The sequence below is a fragment of the Ochrobactrum sp. 19YEA23 genome (genome assembly GCF_029909865.1).
Classification (GTDB): domain Bacteria; phylum Pseudomonadota; class Alphaproteobacteria; order Rhizobiales; family Rhizobiaceae; genus Brucella; species Brucella gambitense.
The window spans coordinates 1,214,859-1,230,261 of record NZ_JASAMQ010000001.1 but is presented as its reverse complement, the minus strand read 5'-3'; the positions used below and the strand labels follow the sequence as shown (position 1 = coordinate 1,230,261).

The window sequence follows — 15,403 nt, the reverse complement described above, 5'->3', positions numbered from 1 at the left end:
CGGTTCAAGATGCTGTTTTTGAATCGAATTACGCACGGGACTGCTGGTTTTTATCGTCCATGAGAATAACGACATCCTCATAGCCGCCCTGATCGAGATCGAGTGCGGCAAGCGCTACATCATTGTTCTCCGGATCGACAATGCTCATCACGACCGTCGCGTCGTCTTCGGCCACGCGGCGAATCTGTGCGGCGGAAGACGGACCGCATTCCACAATCACGAAGTCATAAACAGTCTCAAGCGCATCAAGGATAAGCGGCAGGCGATCAACGGAGCGCATGGCTTCAACCGGGTCTGCCGCACCCAGCGGCACAACATGCGCCTGCGAGAAACGGTCGCTATGAATGACTTCATTGAAGCGCTTCTCACCGATCAGAAGTTCGGTAATGCCGGGCAGCTTGTGCCCATCCAGCATTGCACTGCCCACTGTACCTTGAGCGGTCATATCCACCAGAAGAGCGCGCTTGCCGCGGTCAGCGAGGTCGCGCAGCAGACGCACAGTCGTTGCTGATGCTTCATCACCTTCCGGTGAAACCACCACGATACGCTTGTCGCGACCGTCGAGCAGACGATTGGCAATGGCTTCCACGCCGTTCGGGTTCTTCGGTGCAGGCATGATCGTCTCCTTCGCCGATGGCGCAGGTGTCGTCCGTGCGTCAGAGCCAGACGATCGCGTTATAAAAGGCACGGTCCAGGAACGGCGTGGAGCAACTGTTCCTTCTCCCTGTTCGGATGCTGTCGGCGGAACTGCGGCGGCTTCCGCAGCAGCCGTAATCACCGGCATTTCAATTTCTTCGACAGCCTCGACGCGTCTGCCGTCAGCCGTGACGAATGCACGTCCGCTAAACAATTCACGCAGCAGCACGAAGATCGAGAGCAGCAGCAAGCCCGCCGCAAATGTTGCGGCAACCGTTGGCAGAACCATTGGGAAATAAGGAAGCGCTGGCGTATCGCCCGACAAAATGCGGGCATCGACAGGCACATAGTTGCGATCGATACGCGAAGCCGCTTCGCGATAGCGGGTCAGATAGGTTTCCAGAAGCTGGCGCTGTGCCGCCGCTTCGCGCTCAAGCGCACGCAGCTCAACTTCCTGATCGCCAGCCTGAGCGGCCTGCGACTGGACGCGATTGAGTTCGCGGGTCAGCTCATCTTCACGCAGCTTCGCCGTGGTGACATCGTTTTCAAGGCTGGCGAGAAGCTTGCGGCCTTCCGCCTTGGTCTGGCGGTCGAGATCAACGAGCTGCGAGCGCAGCGCCTTGATGCGCGGATGGCCATCGAGAAGAGTGGTCGACAGGTCGGCAATCTGTGCATTCAGCTCGATGCGACGCTCGGCCAGCCGCTGCATCATGCCGGAAGCCACCACCTCCGGCAGCGTATCGACCGGCGTACCAGCCGCCAGCGCCTTGCGAACACTTGCCGCCCTCGCCTCTGCCGTTGCGCGGTCGGTGCGAACGCGGGTCAGTTCCGTCGAAACTTCAGAAAGCTGCTGCGAGGCAATCGTATTGTTGGTCTGGCCGGTCAGCAGTCCCCGCGAGGCGCGGTAATCCGCGACTTTCTTTTCGGCATCGCGCACATGCTTGCGCAGGTCTTCGATTTCCGGCGCCAGCCAGTTGGTGGCATCGTCATTGGATTGCAGCTTCGCCGCGCTCTGCAATGCGATATATTCTTCAGCAATCGTATTGGCAATTTGTGCTGCCAACTGCGGATTGGCAGACGTGTACTGCACCGCGATAACGCGTGAGCCGGTGATATTGTACACTTGCAAGTGCTTGCGCAGCCGCAGCAGAACCCGCTCGTCCCGAGACAATTTCTCGGGATCGGCTATCATGCCGAGAAGAATAAGAACCCGGCTGTAAGGCCTTACTGCGATTGAGGTAAAAGCTTCATTGTTCGGCAGGTTCAGCTTGTCTGAAACCCGGCGCAGGAGATCGTTCGACGTCAGAATCTCGATCTGGCTCTTCACGCCTTCCGGGTCCAGCAACGGACGCTCGGCGGGATTATCACCATTGGGCCGTGTAAAGACAGACTCGCGGGTTTCGATAATGATGCGGGTTTCTGCGCGATAATCCGGCGTCAAAAGCAGACAAATGACCCATGCCAGCGCCGCCATCAACAGAGCGCCGCCAACAATCAAAAGCCAGTTACGACGCAAGCTTCCAAAAAGCGCGCCTATATCGATGTCTGCGTCTTTCAACGACGAATCGACTTCCGCCATTTCGTTACTCCGCAGGCGCCCGTCGATTACTGACAATCGTCATTCCCATCCAGGTCGCATACCCATTTTCGGGCCGAAAAGTAAACGCTTAAGGTAACTATAGGGTTAAGCGCTGAGATTTCAGCGATATTCAAGCATCCGCTAACACACACCTCCGCAAGGCCGTTTTCTATAGCTCCTACGACCTCCCAATACTTCTGCTGCTGCACCCTTCCCCCTCTTGCGGAAAGTTTTTTGACCATCTCGACGCATCTTTACCAGCCATTAACCCTAATCAATCGATAACGCAGTGACAGGAATTCATCTGGTCGTGCTTCGGTGTTGATCAGTTTCCATAAATGCGGGCGATGCTTTTCGGGGATACCGAGGCGAGACATGATGGCGAAGAAAATTCACAACAAGCGTACAGGCCGTGCTTTGCTCACGGCGCTCGGTCTTGCGGCGATCACTCTGTCGTCGGCCTGCACGAGCTACCGCCCTGCACCGCCAGCCTTTCACGAAGCGCTGAACCAGCCTTATATGCTGGATGCGGGTGACCGCGTGCGCATCACCGTTTTTGAACAGTCAAGTCTGACCAACACCTATAGTGTCGATCAGGCAGGCTATGTGGCTTTCCCGCTCGTCGGCAGCATTCCAGCGCGCGGCAAGACTGCAAAGCAGCTTGAAGGGCTGATCGCATCAAAATTGCGCGGCGGTTATTTGCGCGACCCGGATGTGAGCGTCGAGATCGACCGTTATCGTCCAATCTTCGTGATGGGCGAAGTGGGCGCAGCCGGGCAATATTCCTATGTGCCGGGCATGACCGTCCAGAAAGCGATTGCAGCTGCAGGCGGTTTCAGCCCGCGCGCCAATCAGGAAAATGCCGACATCACCCGCCAGTTTAACGGCAAGGTGCTGACGGGCCGGGTTCTGATCTCCGATCCGATCCTGCCTGGCGATACGATTTATGTCCGCGAACGTCTGTTCTGATGGCGATTGATGGCTGATGACGACACTGTTTCCCCTCTGCGTATCGTACACTGCTTTCGCGAGCCCGCTGGCGGATTGTTCCGCCATGTCCGCGATCTGGTCGCTGCACAGGCGGAAAAAGGTCACCTTGTCGGGCTCGTCTGCGATGCAACAACAGGCGGTCCAAGAGAGGATGCGCTTCTAGAAGAATTGCGGCCAAAGCTTGCGCTTGGCCTGAATAGAATTGCCATGCAGCGCCATATTGGTATCGGCGATGCAGCGGCGGCTCTTAAAGCATACCGCGTTGTCAAGAAATTGCGGCCGGACATTTTGCACGGGCATGGCGCCAAAGGCGGCGTCTATGCCCGGTTGTTCGGCTCTGTTCTACGGGTTTTTAAGTCTCGCGTAGCCCGTATCTATTCACCGCATGGCGGAAGCCTGCATTTTGACCGGAAGACGCGCCGCGGCGGCGCTGTCTTTCTGGTCGAGCGGCTTCTGGCACCCATGACCGATGCGGTGATGTTCGTTTCCAATTTTGAGAAACGAACCTATGAAGAAAAGGTCGGGAGGCCCCATGGCCTCCATGCGGTTGTCTATAACGGCCTTGCCGACGATGAATTCATCCCCGTAGCCGATGCGCCCGACGCCAGCGACCTTCTGTTCGTCGGCACGATGCGTGATCTGAAAGGCCCGGACATTCTGATCCGCGCCTTGGCGGAGCTTCGCGATCAGGATGGCCTGTCACTCAGCGCAACCATTGTCGGAGACGGTTCCGAAAAACCAGTCTTTATAGCGCTTGCAGCCGAACTTGGCCTCGGAGACCACGTCCATTTCCTGCCCGGCATGGCGGCGCGCGATGCATTTGCGCTTGGCCGCATGATGGTCATCCCTTCCCGTGCAGAGGCTTTCCCCTATATTGTATTGGAAGCACTTGCCGCCGGGAAAACCGTCATCGCCAGCCGCGTTGGTGGCATTCCCGAAATATTCGGCCCCGCGTCTCCGGCATTGTTTGAACCGGCAGTGGAAGCGCTTGTCGCTAAAATCCGGGAAACGAGGGGCGGAAAAGACAGTTTCAGCGCGCAAATGCCGGATAATTCGCGACTTCGTGAACGATTTGGAGTTCAGTCCATGGCGCATTCTATAGAATTGATTTACCGTGAAACGCATTCGTGAGTACTGAGCGGGTCCGATACCTGCGTACTCAGAGATTTCTTAGGAATCTGACGATACACATACTCCTGTAAACTGATAAGCGGGACATTATCGTGCGGGACAATGATGCTTTTTCTCCATTTGGACGCAAGGCCATCGAGGCCAGCGCCAAGCAGGATTCGAAGCCGCAAGAACCGGTGGAACTCAGCCCCCTGGCGCAGAGCATAGCTGCGCAATACAGGCGGGACACGTTTTCGCCGCTCATGCTGAGCGGCGTTGTGCGTCTGGTCGAGTTCGGCCTCATCTTCCTGATGGGCATATTGAGCCTCGGCTATTATGTCGGGCTTCAGAGCAATTATCTGCTTTACTATCCATTGATCATCATCGCTGGCGGCGTGCTCTATGTTGCTCTGATGGAAATCAATGACGGCTATCAGGTCAATATTCTCCGAAGCCCCACCCACCATCTGCGGCGGCTGATCATCAGCTGGGCGGCAACGCTTGGCACGCTTGCAGTGCTCGGTTTTCTTTTCAAGGTTTCTGCCCATTTCTCACGCGGTTGGTTCCTCATCTGGGCGGTCAGCGCGATTGCCGTCATCCTGATTTCCCGCCTGATCATTGCGTGGAAAATCCGCCGCTGGGCCCGCAATGGCACCATGGAACGCCGTGCAGTGATCGTCGGCGGCGGCCCCAATGCCGAAGCGCTGATCCGTTCACTCGAACAACAGCCGGACAACGATATCCGCATCTGCGGTATTTTCGACGACCGTGACGACAAGCGCTCGCCGCCAGTTGTTGCCGGCTATCCAAAGCTCGGCAACATCAACGAACTGATCGAGTTTGCGCGTATCGCGCATATCGACCTGCTGATCGTCTCGCTGCCGATCAGCGCCGAGGCGCGCGTTTTGGCACTCCTCAAGAAGCTCTGGGTGCTGCCCGTTGATATTCGCCTGTCGGCGCTCAACAACCACCTGCGCTTCCGTCCACGCTCCTATTCCTATGTCGGCTCGGTGCCGATGCTGGATATTTTCGACAAGCCGATCAACGACTGGGATTCCGTCGCCAAGCGCATTTTCGACATTGCCTTCAGTATTGTCGGGATCATTGTTCTGTCGCCGATCATGATTGGCACCGCCATCGCCATCAAGCTCGACAGCAAGGGGCCGGTTTTCTTCAAGCAGAAGCGCCATGGCTTCAACAATGAAGTCATCAATGTCTGGAAGTTCCGGTCGATGTACACCGAGCAGTGCGACCCGACGGCACGCAACGCAGTGACAAAGAACGATCCACGTGTCACCCGCGTCGGTCGCTTCATCCGCAAGACGTCTATCGACGAGTTGCCGCAGTTCTTCAACGTTATCGCCGGGTCGCTGTCGCTGGTTGGCCCACGCCCTCATGCGGTGGCGGCGCATTCCAACAATCTTCTCTATAACGAAGTTGTTGACGGCTATTTCGCACGCCATCGCGTCAAGCCGGGTGTGACCGGCTGGGCCCAGATCAATGGCTGGCGTGGCGAGATTGACAATGAAGAGAAGATCACGATGCGCACCGAATACGACCTCTATTACATCGAAAACTGGTCGCTCTGGTTCGATCTCAAGATCCTCTTCCTGACGCCCATCCGGCTTCTCAATACGGAAAATGCCTATTGAGCCAGGCAGCGCCCATAGCCGCGCCGATGCACAATCCAGCGTCCACCGTTGGCGTGACCGTGCATCAGCGCCGGGCGCTGAACCGCCTGATCGTCAATTTTGCGGTTGGGTTCGGGGTCTTTCTGCTGGGCTTTGTGCTCGGTGAGCCTGCGCCTTATGAAGTCTATATGGCCGGCTTGATTGCCGTTGCGCTGCTGTTCGGGCTTCGCTTGAGCCGAACCAACCTCGTTCTGCTCGCTATTCTCGCTGTGTTCAACTTTGGCGGCGTCATCTCGACCTTGCAGATGCCCGACCTGAAAAATGCGCCGCTCTATATCGCTGTTTCCCTGTTTCTCGCTTTCACCTCGGTGTTCTTCGCCGCAATGATCGAGATGGATTACCGGCGACTGCAAACAATCTTCAAAGCCTATCTTTTTGTCGGCCTGATAGCCGCGTTTCTCGGCATTGCAGGCTATCTCAACCTTTTTCCGGGTGCTGATCTCTTCACGCGCTACGGGCGCGCCAAGGGCGCGTTTCAGGACCCGAACGTTTTCGGTCCATTTCTCATTTTGCCGCTGAGCTGGACCGTTTATCGCATTCTCACCGGACGTGCACGCGACATGCTGGTCTATGTGCCCGCCGCTGCCATCCTGACACTCGGTGTACTGTTCTCTTTCTCGCGCGCAGCCTGGGCCATGGTGCCCCTCGCCTGTCTGGTCATCCTGCTCACGCTATTCCTGCAAACCAACAATAACCGCTTTCGCTTGCGCCTCATCCTGATTGCATTGCTTGCGGTTGCCGTTGTTGTGGTCGGGTTGCTGATCCTCATTGAAATCCCCGGCATCGGAGATTTCTTCCTGCAACGCGCGCAACTCGAACAGAGCTATGACGCCGACCGCATGGGACGTTTTGCCCGCCACTGGTATGGCATGGTGCTTTCCACGCAGCATCCGCTCGGTATCGGGCCGCTGGAATTCGGCCCCATGTTCGGCGAGGACACGCACAACAATTGGCTCAAAGCCGCGCTCGATTATGGCTGGATCGGCTTTACAGCTTTCGTCACGCTGACATTCATGACGCTTGGCATCGGTTTTCGCCTGCTGTTCCGTAACAGGCCGTGGCAGCCCTTTCTGCTCTGCGCCTATGCGACTTATCTGGGGCATGTGCTGATCGGCAATGTTATCGATACTGACCATTGGCGGCATTTCTATCTGCTGTTCGGGATCATCTGGGGTTGCGCCGGGCTTGAATATAAATATCGGCGTCAAACTGGCCTGCCCCGCGCTTCTGCGTCAATTGCCCGCCCACAGGCACGCGCATAGGAGCAACCTTGCAGTTCATCATCTACGCCGCCGCCGCAGTCTGCGAAATCGCCGGTTGCTTCGCCTTCTGGGCCTGGCTGAAGCTCGACAAATCACCGCTCTGGCTCATCCCCGGCATGGCTTCGCTGGCGCTCTTTGCCTATTTCCTGACGTTGATCGAGAGCGATACGGCGGGCCGCGCCTATGCGGCCTATGGCGGCATCTACATCGTCGCGTCCATTGTGTGGATATGGGTGGCTGAAGGCGCAAAGCCGGACCGCTGGGATATCACCGGCGCATGCGTGGCTCTGGCAGGCACCTGCATCATCCTGCTCGCACCACGGACCTAAGCAATACTGGTAGTTTTCCAGAGATCAATTGTGCGCATTTTGCCTTTTCGCCACTTTTAGGGCTTGCGGAAAATTCCTTTGCATTCTAAGGCTTTCCCCGGCTCGGAGCGTAGCGCAGCCCGGTAGCGCACTTGACTGGGGGTCAAGGGGTCGTGGGTTCGAATCCCGCCGCTCCGACCATTTTCCCTTCCCCTTATTGTTTTATCTTCACAATTTCCGCTTTGCGGAGAGCATCAAAACGTTTTAACTCCGCCATGAAAAATGCGGAGGAGTTCAAGCTTGAAAAACGTTCTGATTACCGGCGGCAGCCGTGGCATCGGCAAGGCAACCGCGTTGCGCTGTGCAGCAGACGGCTGGTCCATAGCTCTCAATTACGCTGGAAATGCCGCAGCCGCAGCAGAAACCACAGATAGCTTGAAACGTGCGGGCGTTGAGGCCATCGCGCTGCAAGGTGATATTTCGCGCGAAGAGGATGTGCTTTCCATCTATAATCGCGCAGAGCAGGCGTTCGGCGCACTGCAGGGCGTCGTGCTCAATGCAGGTATCGTCGCGCAGACCATGCCGCTTGCTGACATGAGTGCGGAACGCCTGCGCACCATGTTCGACGTGAATGTCTACGGCACCTATCTCTGCGCACGCGAAGCAGCACGTCGCCTTCAGCCGGGCGGTTCCATCGTCATTGTTTCCTCAATGGCAGCAAAGCTCGGTTCACCATTCGAATATGTCGATTACGCAGGTGCGAAGGGTGCGCTCGATACATTGACCATCGGTCTGTCGCGTGAGCTTGCGCCCAAGGGCATCCGCGTCAATGCGGTCCGCCCCGGACTGATCGAAACGGAAATCCACGCCAGCGGCGGCAATCCCGACCGTGCTGTACAGCTGGGTGCCGGAACCCCGATGGGACGAGCCGGAAAAGCCGAGGAAGTCGCGGAAGCCATCTATTGGCTGCTCAACGACGCCCCCGGCTACACGACCGGCTCGTTTATCGATGTCGCAGGCGGACGCTGATCGGGACTACTTGTCCTGCAACTGGTAAGTTTCCGGAACATAGCGGTAGCCCGCACCATGCTTCTCCAGATAGGCCACGGACGGGAACGGCATGTGATAGCCGATGAACGGCAGCCGTTCGGTCGCCAGCATGTCGAAGACGCGCTTGCGCGTCGTGACGGCAGTCTCCTTGTCCACATCGAAGGCCACATGCCATTCGGGCCGCTGTAAAGTGATGACAAAATGATTGGCGGTATCCGAGATCAGCATCAACTGTTTGCCGCCGGATTCGACGCGGAATATCAAATGGCCGGGTGTATGCCCGAACGCTGCCAGAGCATGAATGCCTGACACGACTTCGCTGTTGTCTTCCAGAAACGTCGTCTTCTCGACCAGTGGCTTCACATTCTTGCCGACAAGCTCGGCACCGCCCTTCATCGGGCTGTCCAGCCGTGCTGGGTCTGTCCAGAAATCGAACTCTTTCTGTCCAGCCGCATAACGCGCATTGGCGAAGGCAGGTTTTCCGTCATCCATCAAACCGCCAATGTGGTCGCCATGGAAATGGCTCAGCACCACGAGCGAAACATCCGAGGCCTTGTAACCCGAAGCCTCCAGTGCACTGATAAGTTTGCCCTGCCCGTTTGCGCGCGCCCCGGCACCCATGCCCGTATCGAAAAGGACAAGGTCCTTGCCAGTATTGATCAGCACAGGCGTAAAGCTGTTCACGAACCGGTCGGCTGGCAACATGTTCTCTTCAAGCAGTGCCGCGACTTCCTTCGGATCCTGATCGATCGCATAGGTTTTCTCGGGCGCTTCACCTGCCCGGCGTCCATCGGACAGCGTGGTGATTTCGAACTCGCCCAGTTGGAAGCGATGGAAACCCGGATTTTCAACTTGTGACGGCTTTTGCACGTTGGAACTGCCCGTGTCGGCTGCTGCTCTGGCGAGGTCCAGCGGCGAAAGCGCCATTCCCGCACCGGCAGCAGATGCTGCAACAATAAAATTACGTCTTGAGATGGTCATCGATCGATCTCCCGGCATAATTGTGAGTAAGAATGACAGGATAACCGAAAATAAACGCCAATCTACGACTGTGGCGATCAAGTTTATGTTGGCAGGATTATCTCGTATGCACCTTGCCACAAGACAACCAAGACCTTATCTAGATGGCGCGCGGGACGACCCGCGCCTGTGTTCGCATAGGGGACGGCCCCATAGGAGTATCCTATGTCACGGCCAATCGAACAATTCGCCATCCAGCATATCGTCAGGTCCAGACTTATTGGCGGCCACGCGGCCAGCCTTGGCGATTTCGTGCGATTCACGTTCTCGCAACAGGCAGCGCGAACCACATCTGACCTTTAGAAACTGATTCATCGAAACAGTCTAAGTCTCTGATTTTACCCATTTCCAAATATGGAGCATTCACAATGGCATGGGTCTATCTGGCTATCGCCGGCATCCTTGAAGTCGTCTGGGCATTCTTCATGAAAAAGTCGGAAGGCTTCTCCCTTCTGACGCCCAGCATCATCACACTGGTCACAATGATCGGCAGTTTTCTGCTGCTTTCAATCGCCATGCGCAGCCTGCCTCTTGGCACGGCCTATGCGATCTGGACCGGTATCGGCGCAGTCGGCGCTTTCGTCGTCGGCATCTTCATTCTTGGGGAAGCTGCAAGCTTCTTCCGCGTTGCGAGCGTCATGCTCATTCTCGCGGGCATCATCGGACTGAAACTCTCGTCCAGCTAACACCGTAAAAAGAAAGGGAGGCTCCAGCCTCCCTTTTCACTTTCTACTTGGCTCAGCGCACCTGATCCAGCAATCGCTTGCATTCCAGAAGATCGAAAAGCGCTTCCTGCAAAAGCGAGCGATTGTCCTTGGACGGGCGCTTGCCATCGGCGCCAATGGGGCCGTCATCCTCGCCCTTCAGCAAACCAAACAGCTTGCGCGAGGGCTGCGGGGCCTTGATGCCACTTGGAAGCGCCATTTCATTATCGGCAGCTTCTTCCGCAGCACGTTTGTCAGCCGCAGCCTGCTTCTGGCGCGAGATGACTTCAATGGCCTGCACATCGCCATTGCCGAGCGCAATGATGAACTGCGGATTGTTTTCGCGCAGCAGACGCTGCACGCCCTTGATCGTATAACCTTGATCGTAGAGCAGATGGCGAATGCCCTTGAGCAGCTCGACATCGATTGGACGATAATAGCGGCGGCCGCCGCCACGCTTCATCGGCTTGATCTGTGTAAAGCGCGTTTCCCAGAAACGCAGCACATGCTGGGGAAGATCGAGATCCTCCGCAACCTCACTGATCGTCCTGAATGCATCAGGGCTTTTATCCATCCACCTGCCCTTTCCAGCAGCAACGGCCCGCTCATCGAGCGATCCATATAGGCTTTGAAATTCCACTTGCGGTCCGCACGATACGCAGACAGTGACAATAAGGCGGAATGCCACCAGCTTTTCAAAAACCGTGGCCTACTTATACTGTCCGAACGCCGATTGAAACCCGATGGCGTTTCACGCTGAAACTCTTTCCGAAAAGCCTATGCGCTCTCGGATTCGAATATTAGCGAAATGATTCGTTCCACTATATCCATTATATAATATCAGAGCTTTATACGCATCCCTTCACATGGATGCGGCCCAACAACCGGTTTTTGGGAAGGACGCGGGCAATAGCGGGTTAGACCGCGACGCCTTCCGGCGAAGCAGACCACCTATCCGCTATAACAAGAAATAGACGGCAGCCTAAAAGCCATCACAGCCTATCATGCGCCAGAACGCGCAAGCCGCCGTATTTAACACCTGAGCTGAAAAACAAATGCCGCCCGGAGAATATGGGGCGGCATCGATCCGAATTATTTGCTCTTGGTTTCGCGCTTCTGATGTTCCTGCAGAATGCGCTGCTTGAGAACATTCGAAGCCTTGAAGGTCATCACGCGTCGCGGAAGAATTGGCACTTCTTCACCGGTCTTCGGATTGCGACCGATACGCTCGTTCTTGTCGCGGACCTGAAAAGTGGCAAATGACGACAGCTTCACTGTTTCGCCATTGACGATTGCGTCACAGACCTCGTCGAGAATCATCTCGACCAAAGCCGCCGACTCCGTTCTGGAAAGACCGACCTTACGGTAAACAGCCTCTGCCAGATCAGCCCGCGTGACCGTTTTACCTCCCATAACCGAACCCACCTGGTTAGCGTTTGAACAGATAATATCCTTACGTGACAGGACGTTACACAAATAAAAGCGGCTCGGTCAAGCCGCGAGTACCCTCGCGGCGGATCAATTTTATTGCTTTTCTTTTCCGATCCGATTCCGAACGTGACAGAGCGCCCCTGTTTTGGGGGATTTGGCTTACCAGCGCAGCAAAACCGCACCCCAGGTAAAACCGCCGCCCATGGCTTCAAGAAGCACGAGATCGCCCTTCTTGATCCGGCCGTCCGCAACGGCGGTCGCCAGCGCCAGCGGCACCGATGCAGCCGAGGTGTTGCCGTGCCGGTCGACAGTGATGACGACCTTGCTTTCGGCGATATTCAGCTTCTTGGCCGAAGCGTCGATGATGCGCTTGTTGGCCTGATGCGGCACAAACCAGTCGATATCGTCTGCCGTAAGGCCTGTTTCCGCGAAAGAAGCTTCAATAACGTCGGTGATCATACCCACAGCGTGTTTGAAGACTTCGCGGCCTTCCATGCGCAGGTGGCCGACGGTCTGCGTCGTCGAAGGACCACCATCCACATAGAGCTTTTCCTTGTGGCTGCCGTCCGAGCGCAGATTTGCAGCCAGAACACCACGGTCCGAAGTCAGACCCTTGCCTTCGGCAGCTTCCAGCACCACAGCGCCCGCACCATCACCGAACAGAACGCAGGTCGTGCGGTCGGTCCAGTCGAGAATACGCGAGAAGGTTTCCGCGCCGATGACCAGAACGCGCTCGGCCATGCCGCCGCGGATATAAAGATCGGCTGTCGTAATGGCATAGATGAAGCCGCTGCACACGGCCTGCATGTCAAAAGCGAAGCCCGAGGTGATGCCAAGCTCACGCTGGATTTCCACAGCGCTGGCCGGGAACGTGTTGTTCGGCGTGGAGGTGGCGACCAGAACGAGATCGATATCCGATGGCTGCAGGCCAGCATTTTCGATTGCGGCGCGCGCGGCGGCAGCACCCAGCGAAACCGTGGTTTCATCATCGCCTGCAATATGGCGTTCGCGAATGCCCGTGCGCTGCACGATCCATTCGTCCGAGGTCTCTATGACACCCTCAAAGTCGGTGTTTTTCATGACCCGCTTCGGCAATGCCGAACCGATACCCCGCACGACAGATCGTATCATTTTTTATTCCTGTCCTCATATACGAACGGAACGAGGCTGTTGCCCGCACCGTCGAAATCCGCGCCCACCAGAGGGGCAATAATTATTTGGCCGCTTCGCCGCCTTCACTGGACGAAACATGCGGGTGACTGTGGTGAAAATGCGCCAGATCGGCTTCAATCTTCTCCAGAAGACGATTGCGCACCATGTCGTAACCCACTTCAACCGCCGAGCAGAAACCTTCGGCACTCGCGCCGCCATGGCTCTTGATGACGATGCCGCTCAAGCCAAGGAACACACCGCCATTGACCTTGTTCGGGTCCATCTTTTCGCGCAGGCGATCAAAAGCGCCCTTGGCAAAAACATAGCCGATCTTGGCCAGCAAAGTGCGGGTCATGGCCTGACGGAGCAATGTCGCCATCTGACGCGCCGTGCCTTCGGCAGCCTTGAGCGCGATATTGCCGGTGAAGCCTTCGGTCACCACAACATCGACGCTACCTTTGCCAATGTCGTTGCCTTCCACGAAGCCGGAATATTCCAGACCGTCCAGCGGCGTATCGCGCAGGATCTGACCGGCTTCCTTGATCTCGTCGAGACCCTTGACCTCTTCCGTGCCGACATTCAGCAGGCCGACCGTCGGCTTGCGCACTTCAAACAGCGCCCGCGCCATGCCAGCGCCCATCACGGCGTAATCGACCAGCTGGCGTGCATCGGCACCGATGGTCGCGCCAACATCCAGTACAATGCTTTCACCGCGCAGCGTCGGCCAGATGCCCGCAAGCGCCGGACGTTCAACATCCGACATCATCCGCAGGCAGAATTTCGACATGGCCATGAGCGCGCCCGTATTGCCAGCAGACACGCAGGCATCGGCTTCGCCGGTTTTCACGGCCTCAATGGCCTTCCACATCGTGGACTTGCCGCGCCCGTTGCGCAGAGCCTGGCTGGGCTTGTCGTCCATACCAATGGCAACTTCACACGCACGAAACTCGGATGCGGACTGCAACTTCGGAAAGCGTGCCAGCACCGGCTCAACCTGTCCGGCCAAACCGAAAAAGATAAAACGCATGTCGGGATGGCGCTCAAGCGCCTTTGCCGCGCCGGGGACGACCACTTCAGGACCGAAATCACCGCCCATCGCGTCAATCGATATTTTTACCACTCTTGATTATTCCTGTTCGATCCCTGCTCCCGGGCCGCGCTCAAGACGCGGCAGGGTTTTTGGCGAAAATAGTGGTTTTACGTTGCCGTACAACAATATTCTGTCAAACCGGACGCAAATCACCATTGATCACGGCTTCTTGCGCCATTCCGACAGCTTTGCGAAGGGCGATTCAGGCTTGTCATCCTCATCATCCGCATCCCCAAAGGTCTTAGGTTCGGCATCGTCCGGCAGACCGGGCTTGCGCGGATAAGGATCGATTGCCAGTTCGAAGAACTCTTCGGCGACCGCGCCAACATCGATCCGGTCCCCGACAAAGGTTTCCGGACTATCGGCACCATCGGCATCCAGCAGCGTTTCACCACTTTCGTCGAGCTGAACCCGGGCCAGACGCGAATTTTCCGGCACGAAGATCGTATCGACTTCTTCCGCAATCACATTGGTTAGCGGTTCCAGCGTGGTGACGCAGGCCTGCACGATTTCGGCGTCGATGCGTCCGCGCACGCGAATGCCGTCCTTTTTCCACGGCGTCAGCAGAAATTCAGCCGAAAACGCGTTCACGGCTTCAAGCGCATGGCTCGCGGCAAGCGCGGCGCGCTCCTTCTCATCGGTGCCGATTGTTACTGTCACGCCCTTCTGGGCCAGATGCAGAACCGGAACGGGATAGCTCAGCGCCGGTTTGTCAGTCATTTTGTTTTGCCTCTTCGGTATTGTCATGCGTCAGCGCCAGATCGTCGGCATCCATAAAGGAAATCTCGCCAGCCACCAGTGTACTATCGTCGATTGCGCGCAACCGGTCGCGACAACGCAGAACATATTCGCCTAAATGGCGAGCTTGTGGCCAGAATTCCAGATCAGGCCGAATATTTCGCGTCAACGCGGCTGCAAGCGCCTCCGCATCGTCGGTATCGAGCGCCGCACCATAGGTCGCCACACGACCATAAAACATGCGGGCAAGTTTTTTCATGCGTTTTGGAACGCCCTGATCGCCGATTCCCAGTTCGCGCAGCGAGTGGTCGACATCCTTGAAAAACTCGTCGGCCACCTCCTGAGCGACTGCCATCAGTGCAGGATTATCGCCCCGCATACGATGCAGCGTCAGGAAGATATGCACCGACAACATCTCATACCGGCCAAGTGGCGTATCCGGCACATGAAATTGTGCATAAAACCGTTTTTGCCGCGCCGCTGCCACGATCGCCTCGTAAACGCGAAGCACGATAGCCTCATTGGCCTTCGATTTGCGGCGGAAAAGTTGGAGAATCATCCCTGTACGACCGTTCCAGTTGCATATAGAAGCAAGGTGGTTTACCGAAGTTCTCCCGACGGCGAAAGTGCCGCGCTGATAAT

Annotated in this window: 16 protein-coding genes and 1 tRNA gene; 8 read left to right on the top strand and 9 right to left on the bottom strand. The window is 56.7% G+C overall.

Annotated elements, in window-relative coordinates:
* Positions 1–28: 28 nt before the first annotated feature.
* On the bottom strand, positions 29–2,215 hold the full coding sequence (locus QBD01_RS05700) for an exopolysaccharide transport family protein (protein WP_280991939.1): 2,187 nt from the start codon (positions 2,213–2,215) through the stop codon (positions 29–31).
* A 378-nt stretch (positions 2,216–2,593) separates the two neighbouring features.
* Between QBD01_RS05700 and QBD01_RS05695 the strand changes: the two genes are divergently transcribed.
* The 7 genes from QBD01_RS05695 (at position 2,594) to QBD01_RS05665 (ending at position 8,605) form a co-directional block, all read left to right on the top strand.
* Positions 2,594–3,184: a polysaccharide biosynthesis/export family protein gene (locus QBD01_RS05695; protein ID WP_392391323.1), complete on the top strand. Its 591-nt coding sequence runs from the start codon at positions 2,594–2,596 to the stop codon at positions 3,182–3,184.
* Between the two features lie 9 nt (positions 3,185–3,193).
* On the top strand, positions 3,194–4,336 hold the full coding sequence (locus tag QBD01_RS05690) for a glycosyltransferase family 4 protein (RefSeq protein WP_280991937.1): 1,143 nt from the start codon (positions 3,194–3,196) through the stop codon (positions 4,334–4,336).
* 92 nt (positions 4,337–4,428) lie between these two features.
* Positions 4,429–5,967 (top strand): undecaprenyl-phosphate glucose phosphotransferase, encoded by a 1,539-nt coding sequence (locus tag QBD01_RS05685; protein WP_182520246.1) that lies wholly within the window; start codon positions 4,429–4,431, stop codon positions 5,965–5,967.
* 26 nt (positions 5,968–5,993) lie between these two features.
* On the top strand, positions 5,994–7,268 hold the full coding sequence (locus QBD01_RS05680; RefSeq protein ID WP_280992118.1) for an O-antigen ligase family protein: 1,275 nt from the start codon (positions 5,994–5,996) through the stop codon (positions 7,266–7,268).
* A gap of 8 nt (positions 7,269–7,276) precedes the next feature.
* Positions 7,277–7,597, top strand: coding sequence for a YnfA family protein (locus QBD01_RS05675; protein WP_280991936.1), 321 nt, complete (start codon positions 7,277–7,279; stop codon positions 7,595–7,597).
* A gap of 103 nt (positions 7,598–7,700) precedes the next feature.
* Positions 7,701–7,777 (top strand) — tRNA-Pro (locus tag QBD01_RS05670).
* Between the two features lie 99 nt (positions 7,778–7,876).
* The gene (locus QBD01_RS05665; protein ID WP_280991935.1) at positions 7,877–8,605 is read left to right on the top strand and encodes an SDR family oxidoreductase; all 729 of its coding nucleotides are present in this window, start codon (positions 7,877–7,879) and stop codon (positions 8,603–8,605) included.
* Between the two features lie 6 nt (positions 8,606–8,611).
* Here the strand turns inward: QBD01_RS05665 and QBD01_RS05660 are convergent, their stop codons facing one another.
* Together QBD01_RS05660 and QBD01_RS05655 are read right to left on the bottom strand one after the other, a co-directional pair.
* Positions 8,612–9,607 (bottom strand): MBL fold metallo-hydrolase, encoded by a 996-nt coding sequence (locus QBD01_RS05660; RefSeq protein ID WP_280991934.1) that lies wholly within the window; start codon positions 9,605–9,607, stop codon positions 8,612–8,614.
* Positions 9,608–9,814: 207 nt separating this feature from the next.
* Positions 9,815–9,961: a hypothetical protein gene (locus QBD01_RS05655; RefSeq protein WP_280991933.1), complete on the bottom strand. Its 147-nt coding sequence runs from the start codon at positions 9,959–9,961 to the stop codon at positions 9,815–9,817.
* 53 nt (positions 9,962–10,014) lie between these two features.
* Between QBD01_RS05655 and sugE the strand changes: the two genes are divergently transcribed.
* Positions 10,015–10,332 (top strand): quaternary ammonium compound efflux SMR transporter SugE, encoded by a 318-nt coding sequence (gene sugE / locus QBD01_RS05650; protein ID WP_078340514.1) that lies wholly within the window; start codon positions 10,015–10,017, stop codon positions 10,330–10,332.
* A gap of 52 nt (positions 10,333–10,384) precedes the next feature.
* Here sugE and QBD01_RS05645 read toward each other — a convergent pair whose 3' ends face one another.
* From QBD01_RS05645 to QBD01_RS05620, 6 genes are all read right to left on the bottom strand, one after another.
* Entirely contained in the window at positions 10,385–10,924 is a 540-nt protein-coding gene (locus QBD01_RS05645; RefSeq protein ID WP_109368739.1) for a MerR family transcriptional regulator, read from the bottom strand.
* A gap of 518 nt (positions 10,925–11,442) precedes the next feature.
* Positions 11,443–11,763, bottom strand: coding sequence for an integration host factor subunit alpha (locus tag QBD01_RS05640; protein WP_078340512.1), 321 nt, complete (start codon positions 11,761–11,763; stop codon positions 11,443–11,445).
* Between the two features lie 177 nt (positions 11,764–11,940).
* Entirely contained in the window at positions 11,941–12,912 is a 972-nt protein-coding gene (locus QBD01_RS05635) for a beta-ketoacyl-ACP synthase III (RefSeq protein WP_078340511.1), read from the bottom strand.
* Between the two features lie 82 nt (positions 12,913–12,994).
* On the bottom strand, positions 12,995–14,053 hold the full coding sequence (gene plsX, locus QBD01_RS05630; protein WP_280991932.1) for a phosphate acyltransferase PlsX: 1,059 nt from the start codon (positions 14,051–14,053) through the stop codon (positions 12,995–12,997).
* 129 nt (positions 14,054–14,182) lie between these two features.
* Positions 14,183–14,743: a DUF177 domain-containing protein gene (locus QBD01_RS05625; protein ID WP_280991931.1), complete on the bottom strand. Its 561-nt coding sequence runs from the start codon at positions 14,741–14,743 to the stop codon at positions 14,183–14,185.
* Positions 14,736–15,320 carry a ubiquinol-cytochrome C chaperone family protein gene (locus tag QBD01_RS05620; RefSeq protein WP_182520219.1) on the bottom strand — a complete coding sequence of 195 codons (585 nt, stop codon included), beginning with the start codon at positions 15,318–15,320 and terminating at the stop codon, positions 14,736–14,738. Before QBD01_RS05620 ends, QBD01_RS05625 begins: the two co-directional genes overlap by 8 nt.
* Positions 15,321–15,403 lie beyond the last annotated feature (83 nt).

Bases quoted from the DNA above. Each gene is read 5' to 3' on its own strand.
- QBD01_RS05620 (WP_182520219.1), bottom strand. From the start codon at position 15,320: ATGATTCTCCAACTTTTCCGCCGCAAATCGAAGGCCAATGAGGCTATC.
- QBD01_RS05640 (WP_078340512.1), bottom strand. From the start codon at position 11,763: ATGGGAGGTAAAACGGTCACGCGGGCTGATCTGGCAGAGGCTGTTTAC.
- QBD01_RS05645 (WP_109368739.1), bottom strand. From the start codon at position 10,924: ATGGATAAAAGCCCTGATGCATTCAGGACGATCAGTGAGGTTGCGGAG.
- sugE (WP_078340514.1), top strand. From the start codon at position 10,015: ATGGCATGGGTCTATCTGGCTATCGCCGGCATCCTTGAAGTCGTCTGG.
- QBD01_RS05695 (WP_392391323.1), top strand. From the start codon at position 2,594: ATGGCGAAGAAAATTCACAACAAGCGTACAGGCCGTGCTTTGCTCACG.
- QBD01_RS05680 (WP_280992118.1), top strand. From the start codon at position 5,994: ATGCACAATCCAGCGTCCACCGTTGGCGTGACCGTGCATCAGCGCCGG.
- QBD01_RS05655 (WP_280991933.1), bottom strand. From the start codon at position 9,961: ATGAATCAGTTTCTAAAGGTCAGATGTGGTTCGCGCTGCCTGTTGCGA.
- QBD01_RS05625 (WP_280991931.1), bottom strand. From the start codon at position 14,743: ATGACTGACAAACCGGCGCTGAGCTATCCCGTTCCGGTTCTGCATCTG.
- QBD01_RS05635 (WP_078340511.1), bottom strand. From the start codon at position 12,912: ATGATACGATCTGTCGTGCGGGGTATCGGTTCGGCATTGCCGAAGCGG.
- QBD01_RS05660 (WP_280991934.1), bottom strand. From the start codon at position 9,607: ATGACCATCTCAAGACGTAATTTTATTGTTGCAGCATCTGCTGCCGGT.
- QBD01_RS05700 (WP_280991939.1), bottom strand. From the start codon at position 2,215: ATGGCGGAAGTCGATTCGTCGTTGAAAGACGCAGACATCGATATAGGC.
- QBD01_RS05690 (WP_280991937.1), top strand. From the start codon at position 3,194: ATGGCTGATGACGACACTGTTTCCCCTCTGCGTATCGTACACTGCTTT.